Origin of the sequence: Geminicoccus flavidas (assembly GCF_009806515.1) — a bacterium.
In the GTDB taxonomy this organism is placed as follows: Bacteria; Pseudomonadota; Alphaproteobacteria; order Geminicoccales; family Geminicoccaceae; genus Geminicoccus; species Geminicoccus flavidus.
The window spans coordinates 1-8,900 of the sequence record NZ_WUJP01001083.1 but is presented as its reverse complement, the minus strand read 5'-3'; the positions used below and the strand labels follow the sequence as shown (position 1 = coordinate 8,900).

General features: G+C 73.5%; 3 protein-coding genes. All 3 read left to right on the top strand.

Annotated features, from left to right (window positions below):
* The coding region (locus EQG76_RS30800) for an SDR family NAD(P)-dependent oxidoreductase (RefSeq protein ID WP_159719038.1) at positions 1-3,672 on the top strand (3,672 nt) is incomplete at its 5' end.
* On the top strand, positions 3,669-7,517 hold the full coding sequence (locus tag EQG76_RS30795; RefSeq protein ID WP_159719037.1) for a type I polyketide synthase: 3,849 nt from the start codon (positions 3,669-3,671) through the stop codon (positions 7,515-7,517). The genes EQG76_RS30800 and EQG76_RS30795, both read left to right, overlap by 4 nt.
* Positions 7,514-8,900 (top strand): condensation domain-containing protein (locus EQG76_RS30790; RefSeq protein WP_235031651.1); only part of this gene is annotated, 1,387 nt, incomplete at its 3' end. The genes EQG76_RS30795 and EQG76_RS30790, both read left to right, overlap by 4 nt.

Genomic DNA, 8,900 nt, shown 5'->3' with positions numbered 1-8,900 from the left:
ATCGACCAGCCGTTCGACCTGCCCACCACCCCAGCACCCCACTACCCGTTCGAGCGGCAGAGATATTGGCTAGATGACCCGACGCTGACGTGTGCCGAGCCTGCCGCGCCGCCGGCCCGCCCGGCCGACCAGGTCGGCGAGGAGAAGGTCTGGGGCTTCTACGACCAGCTTGCCGAACTCGCCCATACCTACCAGGAGCAGGCGGACGGGCCGGTGGACGGCCACCTGACCTTCGGCCTGCTGGATGCCCCCGAGCCCGGCTTCTCCTGGATCCGGGTCCTGTTCGAGGGTGCTGCCGCCGGCCGGCACCACGAGCTGCTGACCGCTTCGCAACGTGCCATCAAGGAGCTGGCCTTCCGGTCCCTCGACCTCGGTGCCTTGAGCCGCGTCCTCGACTTCGGCTGCGGCCACGGGACCGACCTGATCACGCTGGCCGGGCGGGCGCCGCATCTGGAACTGCACGGCTTCACTATCTCGGCGCGCCAGGTCGTGGTTGGCCGCGCGCGCGCCGCTGCCCGCGGCCTGGCCGGGCGGGTCCACATCCACCATGGCGACAGCGCGCGTGACCCGTTCCCCGGCCGGTTCGACCTGATCTTCGGCTTCGAGGTTGCAGGCCTGATCCAGGACAAGGCTGCCCTGTTCCGCAACATCGGCAGCCACCTCAACCCTGGCGGCAGCATGGTGATGGCGGACTTCGTCGCGAGCGGCGACCGGATCGCCGCCCTCGACACCGCCTCCTTCACCCCCACTGCCCGCGACTGGGCCGAGCTGTTCGCCGGTCAGCGCCTGCGCATTACTGCCTGCACCGACACCAGCGCCGAGGTCGCCAACTTCCTGGACGACCCAACATTTGCGGAGGAGGTCGACCGGCTGGTCGCCCGCTACGGCTTTTCCGAATTGACCCGCCGCCACCTCCTGTCCAACCACAATATCGGCCAGGCCCTGCGCCGCGGCCTGATGCGCTACCTGATCCTCGCGGCGCATCACGAGCCGGCCACCCGCCCGGAGCTGCTGCTTGCGACCAACGAGTCGATCCTGCAGGCGCCGGACAGTCGCTCCGCCACGCAGCCCTGTCCGGAAGCCGCCTGGTTCTACCGCGCCGAGTGGCACCCGCGCCGGATGACGCAGCTGGCCGCGCAGCAGCGTGCCCTCCTGGACGAGCACGCAGCGGCCGCAGCGGCACTGGAGGGTTTGGCCCGCCGGTTCGTGGCAGCGGCCGAGCTTGCCACCGCCACGCCAGCACCGGCCTATCGCGCCCTCCATGCTCATCTGCTCAGGAGCGCGGGCGCGCCGCCGGCCGATGCGCCGACACCGCCCGACCTGCCCGAGGCGAGGCTGCTCCTGCGCTGCGGGCAGGCACTGCGCGCGGTGATCGAGGGGCGCCAGGACCCGCTGGACCTGCTGTTCCCGAACGGGGACCTCGCCGCCGCGAGCGCGCTCTACCGGGACTCGCCCTTCACCCGTGCGGCCAATGCGGTCGCGGCGGAAGCGTTCGCCGAACTCCTGGCCGGACGTGGCCCGGCCCAGGTGATCGAGGTGGGTGCCGGCACCGGCGGCACCACCGCGGCATTGCTGGACCGTCTGCGCCCGGGCGACCGCTATTTGTTCACCGACGTTTCTCCGGCCTTCGTCACCGCCGGCACGCGCCGCTTCGGCCTGGACGGCCAGCCCTTCGACCTGGAGCGCCCGCTGGCCGAACAGGGGATCGAGCCCGGCCGGTTCGACATCGTGGTCGCCGCCAACGTCGTCCATGCCACGGCCGACCTCCGCCAGACCCTGGCCCGCATCCGGGAGTTGCTGCGCCCGGACGGTGCTCTGCTCCTGGTCGAGAACGGGCGGCCCATGCTCTGGGGCGACCTGACCTTCGGCCTGACCGAAGGCATGTGGCGCTTTGCCGACCACGACCTGCGCCCGGACTACGCGCTCCTGCCGCCTCCTGCTTGGCTGCGCCTCCTGGCCGAGGCCGGCTTTGCCGCCGAGGCGGTCGATACCGGCGCCGCCGCCACGGTCGCGGCCTCGGGGCTGGTGGTCTATCTCGCCCGCCGCAGCGACCGCCGCGTCATCCGGACGACTGGCGAGGATCTCGCCGGCGCGACCGACATCATCGACGACCGCGCCCTGCAGGTGCAGGAGGCCGGCGAGGTGCCGGGCCTGGTGGCGGCGGCCTTGGACCTCGCCCGGCAGGCCGTTGCCCTGCCGGTGCCGCCGCGGCTCTGGCTGGTGACGCGTCATGCCCGGGCAGTGCTGCCGGGCGAGGCCACCGTTCCGGCCCAGGCAGCCGTGCTGGGCATCGCCAACAGCCTGGCGCTGGAGCATCCCGAGCTCCGGGTCACCGTCCTGGACTGCGACGACCCGGAGAGTGCGCGCGGCATCGTCGGGCAGGGCCCGGCCGAGACCCGCTTGGCCCTGCGCCGGGGAGAGCTGCACGCGCTGCGCCTGGCCGGCATGCCGATGCCTGCCGAGTCCGTGACGCTGCGCGAGGATAGCTCCTATCTGATCATGGGCGGGCTCGGCGGGGTCGGCCGCCAGGTGGCCCGTGAACTAGTTGCGGCCGGTGCCCGCCACCTGATCCTGGCTGGCCCCACCCTGCGCGAGGTCGAAATCGACGGGGCGAAGGTCACCCTGCTGCGCTGCGATGCCGGCGATGCGGCCGAGGTCGAGGCGCTGATGCGCCAGCTCGCGATCGCGGACCCGCCGCTGCGCGGGATCTTCCATGTCGCGGGCATGCTCGACGATGCGGTCCTGGAGGGCCAGCGCGGCGAGAGAATCGAGCGGGTGCTCGCACCCAAGGTGACCGGTGCGGACCTGCTCGACCGGTTGAGCCGCAACCTGCCGCTCGATCATTTCGTCCTGTTCTCCTCGTCGGCCGCCATGCTGGGCTCGGCCGGCCAGGCCAACCACGCCGCCGCCAACGCCTTCCTGGATGCCCTGGCCGAGCGGCGGCGTGCCGAGGGCCTGCCGGGCCTAAGCGTTGCCTGGGGCGCCTGGGGCGAGGTCGGTGCGGCAGCCAGGGTGGGCGAGGAGGTTGCCCGGCGCGGCCTGCGCCCGATGCCGCCCGGCGCCGCCGCGCGTGCCCTGCGCCGGGCCATGGCGGGCAGCGATCCGGTGCTCGGCGTCATGGATGTCGACTGGCCCGTCTTCTGCGCCCGGTTCGGCGGCCAGCCACCGCCCTTGTTCGACCTCGTCCGTCCCGTCCTCGCTGCGGACGCGGCCGTGTCCGCAGCGAGGACGGCGCAAGCCGCAGCACCGGCCGCCGTCGCGGCCCGGGACTTTGCCGGCCTGCCGCCGGAACATCGCTTCGACGCCCTCCTGATCGAGGTCCGCGGCATGGCGGCGCGGATCTTGGGGCTGTCGGGCGTGGACGTGGTGCCGGCCGACGCGCCGCTGCGCGAGCTGGGCCTGGACTCGCTGATGACCGTCGAGCTGCGCAACGCCCTGGCCGCCCTGGCAGGCACCAAGCTGCCCGCAACCCTGGTGTTCGACTGCCCGACCTGCCGCGAGCTGGCCGGCTTCCTCGCCGCCGGCCCGCTGTCCGCCCTGATCCAGCCGCCCGAGGCGGCCCCTGAGGCGGCCGATGACGGCTTCGACGATCTCGGCACGGACGAGCTGGCAGCCCTCCTGGAACAGGAGCTGCTGGCGGCAGGGCGCCATCTTGACGGGGCGGCCGGATGAACGATTCGCTGAATGAGCGCCTGAAGGAATCGATCCGGGCGATCGCGGCGCTGCGTGCCAAGGTCCAGCGCCTGGAATCCCAGCGCAACGCGCCGATCGCGGTGACCGGCATGGCCTGCCGGATGCCGGATGCCAGGGATCTGGACTGCTTCTGGCGAAACCTCCTGGACGGCGTCGATTCGGTGGGCCCGGTGCCGGCCGACCGCTGGGACGGCCCCGCTTGGCACGACCCGGACCCGGATGCGCCCGGGCGGATCGGCTACCGCGAGGCGGCCTTCCTCGACGGGATCGACCGGTTCGATGCCGAGCTGTTCGGCATCTCCCCGGCCGAGGCCGCCTCCATGGACCCGCAGCAGCGCCTGCTCCTGGAGGTCGCCTGGCATGCGCTGGAAGATGCCGGCCTGGCGCCCGACCGCCTGCAGCGCCAGCCGGTCGGCGTGTTCCTCGGCCTGAACAGCACCGACCACCTGCTCTCGGCTCTGGCCGACCCGGAAGCCGTCGACCCGCACATGCTGTCCGGTGCCGTGGCGAGCGTCGCCGCCGGCCGGCTGGCCTTCGTGCTGGGCCTGACGGGGCCTGCCCTGGTGGTCGATACCGCCTGTTCCTCCTCGCTGGTCGCGGCCCAGCTCGCGGTGGAGAGCCTGCGCCGCGGCGAGTGCGACATCGCGATCGTGGGCGGAACCCACCTCCTGCTCGAGCCGCACGTGCCGGTGGCGCTCAGCCGGGCACGGATGCTGGCCCCGGACGGCCGCTGCAAGCCGTTCGCCGAAGGGGCCGACGGGTTCGGCCAGGGCGAGGGCTGCGGCGTGGTGGTGCTGAAGCGCCTGGGCGACGCCGCGGCGGCTGGCGAGCGGATCCGCGCCGTCATCCAGGGTGCCGCCGTGAACCAGGACGGCCGTTCCGCCGGCCTGACCGCACCGTCGGGCCGAGCCCAGGAGGCGGTGATCCGCGCTGCCCTCGCCGATGCAGGGCTGGAGCCTGCCGCCGTCGACGCGATCGAGGCGCACGGCACCGGCACGGGTCTGGGCGACCCGGTCGAGATGCATGCCCTCGCCAGGGTCTTCCGCGAGCGTGACCGGCCGCTCTGGGTCGGCTCGCTCAAGGGCAATGTCGGCCATCTCGCCGCAGGGGCCGGCATTGCCGGGCTGATCAAGGCCGTGCTGATGGTCGAGCACGGCACCGTGCCGCCATCCCTCCATTTCCGCCGCCTGAACCCGCATATCGAGCTAGATGGCGCCAACCTGCGCGTTCCCGGCAGTCCTGCGTCGCTGCCGCTGCGCGCGGTGGGGGTGAGCAGCTTCGGCTTCAGCGGCACCAACGCCCATCTCGTGGTGGCGCCGCCGCCCGTGCCGGATCTGCGAAACGAACCCGAGCTCCCGGAGGGCCACCGGCCGCAGCTCCTGATCTCGGCGCACACGCCGCAGGCGCTCCAGGAACTGGTCGCCGCCTACCGGGAGAGGTTGGCGCAGGCACCGGACAGCTTCCGCGACCTCTGCCACAGCGCCGCAGCCGGCCGCGCCCGGCTGCCCTGGTGGATCTATGTGGGCCATCCCGACGAACTCGCCACGGCCGTGCCCCGGCAGGGCAGCCACCCGGACCTCGGGCCGCAGTCCGGCCGCCGGGTGGCGCTGCCGCTCACCCCGCTGCAGGGCCAAGCCTTCCCCGCCCGCCGCAGCCGGGCGCTGCCGGCGCCCGCAGCGCTGCCCGGCCGCTTCATCGACAGCCCATCCGCCGATCGCCAGCTTGAGACCGTGCTCGACCTGGCCCGGCTGCCCTGGCTGGCCGACCACCAAGTGGCCGGCCGGATCGTCGTTCCGGGTGCCGTGCTCCTCACTCTGATGGCCGCCGCGGCACCGCCGGACCGGCCGTATCTGGCCGATATCCGCTTCATCGAGCCGGTCGTGCTGGACGGTCCGGTGCGCCTCGTCACGCTGGCCAAGCCCGACGGCGAGATCACGGTCAAGAGCCGCGGCGGTGCCAGCTGGATCACCCACGCCCGGGCCACCGCCAGCGCCACTGCCGCGATCCCGCGGACAGAGCGCCCTACCGCCGGCACCGCCCTTTCCCGCGAGGCCTGGCGTACCGCGCTGGCCGGGCGCGGCATCACCATCGGCCCGGCCTTCCAGGCAATCCAGCGGATGGAGCGGGAAGGCGGCCGGGCCGAGGCCAGGCTGGAGCGCCCGAACGGCCTGCGCCCGGACGGCGTGCCGCTCCATCCGGCCCTGCTCGACGCGGCCCTGCAGGTGGCCGGAGGCACGCTGGACGGCGAGGCCACCCTCCTGCCCGTGGGCATCGGCCGGGTCAGCCTCCTGGGCGCAGCCGAGGGCCCGCTGCGTGCGACCGCCACGCGCCGGGCCGGCGGCGACGAGCCCGCCATCGACATCGTCCTGGAATCCGCCGGCCGCCCGGTCGCCCTGGTGGAAGCCATGCAGGTGCGGGAGGTCGCCGTGGCCGCCCCGCCGGACTGGCTGGCCGGCATCGCCTGGGAGACTGCCCCCGAGCCGACCTTCGCGACGGCCCGACCGGCCATGCTGGTGCAGGTAGGCGAGGCCGGCCTGACGCCGGCGGCCGCCCTTGGGGAACTGCGCCGGCTGGCAGCACTGCCATCGCCGCCGCGCGTCTGCCTGATCACCCGGTCGACCGCGACCGACCCGGCTGCCGGGGCGGCGGTCGGCCTTGCCAGTGCGCTACGCCAGGAGCGGCCGGAACTCGACCTGCGCTGCATCGAGACGGTGGGCGAGGTCACGGACGAAGCCATCGCCGCCGAGGCGGCCCGCTCGGACGGCGAGCCCTGGATCCGCCTCACCGCTGCCGGGCGCGAGCGCCCGCGCCTGGTGAAGCTGCCGGTACCCGCGGCGCCGCCCGCGGACCTGTCGGGCACCGTCCTGATCACCGGCGGGTTCGGCGGGATCGGCCAGGCGATGGCCGGCTGGGCGATCACGCGCGGTGCAACAGCGCTGGTCCTGGTTGGACGGCACCCTGCGCCATTGCCGCCCATGCCTGTCCCGGTCGTGCCGCTCGCCCTGGATGTCGCGGCCGCCGATGCTGCGGCCGTCATGGCAGCCACCCTAGAAGGCCTGCCGCCGCTGGGTGCGATCATCCATGCCGCCGGCATCCGCGGCGATGCGCTCCTGGACGAGCTAACCCCGGAGCGGCTGGACGCGGTGCTGGCGCCGAAGCTCATGGGCGCCTTCGCGCTCCACGCGCTGAGCCAGCGCCACCCGGTCCGCCACTTCCTCCTGTTCGGCTCGATCGCGAGCTTCATCGGCGCTGCCGGCCAGTCGGCCTATGCCGCCGCCAATGCCGCGCTCGATGCGTTCGCCGCGTTCCGCCAGGCCCAGGGCCAGCCGGCGAAGGTCATCGAGTGGGGGCGCTGGGAAGGCGAGGGCATGGCCGCCACGCTGAGCCCGGCGCAGCAGGCGCGCATCGACGGGCGCGGCATCCGGCCCATGCCGGTGGCCCAGGCGCTAGCCGCCCTGGACGCGGCGATCGCACGGCCCGAGACCAGGATCGTGCTGGCCGCGTTCGACCGGGCACTCCTGGCGGCCGCCGACCCGCCGCCGCTCCTGGAGCGCTATCTGGCCGAGGTCCCGGCGCAGGAGGCGACCGGCGACGACGTAGCGTCGATCGTGGCACGGGTGCTTGGCCGCCCGGTGGAGCCCGACCGGCCGCTCACCGCCTATGGGCTGGACTCCCTGATGGCGGTCGATCTGCGCAACCGGCTGAACCGGCGGTTCGGCGCCAGCCTGCAGCTGGCCGACATCCTGTCCGGCGTCGATCTGGCCGGGCTGGACCGGCGGCTCGCCGAGCTGGCCGACGACGAGGTGGAGGTGCTGACCCTATGAGCATCGCCGACCTCGTGCGCGACCTGGAGCGCCGTGGCGTCGAGCTGGCCGTGGACGGCGAAGCGCTGACCATGCGTGCGCCCAAAGGGGCGCTCGCCGATCACGACCGCGAGGCGTTGCGCCTGCGCAAGGGCGAGATCCTGGCCTGGCTGAAGGGCGAAGCCGCCGAGGCGGATACCGGCACCTTCCCGCTGACCGACATCCAGGAAGCCTATCTGGTCGGCCGTGCCGCCGAGCTCGAGCTGGGCCGGGTCGGCTGTCATGCCTATCGCGAGTTCGAGGCGGACGGCTACGACCTCGCCCGGCTGGAGGATGCCTGGAACCGGCTGGTCCGCCGCCATCCCATGCTGCGCGCGGTGTTCACCGGCGACCGGCAGCAGGTCCTGTCCGAGGTGCCCCATTACCGGATCGAGGTCACCGACCTGCGCGGCGATCCCGAAGCCGCCCGTAAGCTGGACGCGATCCGCGCCGAGCGCTCGCACCACGTGTTCGACCCGGGCAGCTGGCCGCTGTTCGACATCCGCGCGACCCTGCTGGACGGCCGGGTCCGCCTCCATGTCGGCGTCGACCTCCTGATCGCCGATGCGGTGAGCCTGGTGCAGCTGTTCCGCGAGTGGGGCACGCTCACCTGTGATCCCGACGCGGTGCTGCTGGCACCCGAGGCGAGCTTCGCCCAGCACTGCTGGGCACTGGCCCGCCGTGGTGCCGGTGCCGCGGAAGCCTACTGGCACGCGCGCCTGCCAACCCTGCCGGGCGGGCCCGACCTGCCGCGCCGGCCTCTGGAGGGCCCGCCCCGCTTCACTCGCCACACCCATCGCATCCCCGCCGAGGCCTGGACGGGCCTGAAGGAGGCCGCCCGGCAGCGCGGCATCACGCCGTCTGCCCTGCTCGCCACCGCCTATGGCGACATCCTGGCCGCCTTTTCCCGGCAGCCGGGCTTCCTGATCGTCCTGACCACCTTCGCCGCCCCGCCCGGCATGGCGCACGTCGTCGGCGACTTCACCTCGACGATCCTGCTGGAGGTGGACACCACGCCCGCCAGCTTCGCCGGGCGCGCCGCCGCCCTGCAGAAGCGCCTGGCGCAGGACCTGGACCATGCCGCGATGAGCGGCGTGCGGGTCATGCGCGAGCTGCGCCGCCACCGTCCGGACATCACGCCCGCCACCGCGGTGTTCACCAGCACGCTGGGCCACCAGGTGCTGGGCGGCCGCTCGCCGCTCGCCTGGCTCGGCCGCACCCTTCACGCCATCACCCAGACCCCGCAGGTCGCCATCGACCACCATGTCGTCGAGGAGGAAGGCGACTTGCTGGCCTCCTGGGACGTGGTGGAAGCCCTGTTCCCCGCTGGTGTGGTGGGTTCGATGTTCGCGGCCTATGGCCGGC

Excerpts from the sequence above, each read along its gene's own strand:
- EQG76_RS30795 (WP_159719037.1), top strand. The coding sequence starts at position 3,669 with ATGAACGATTCGCTGAATGAGCGCCTGAAGGAATCGATCCGGGCGATC.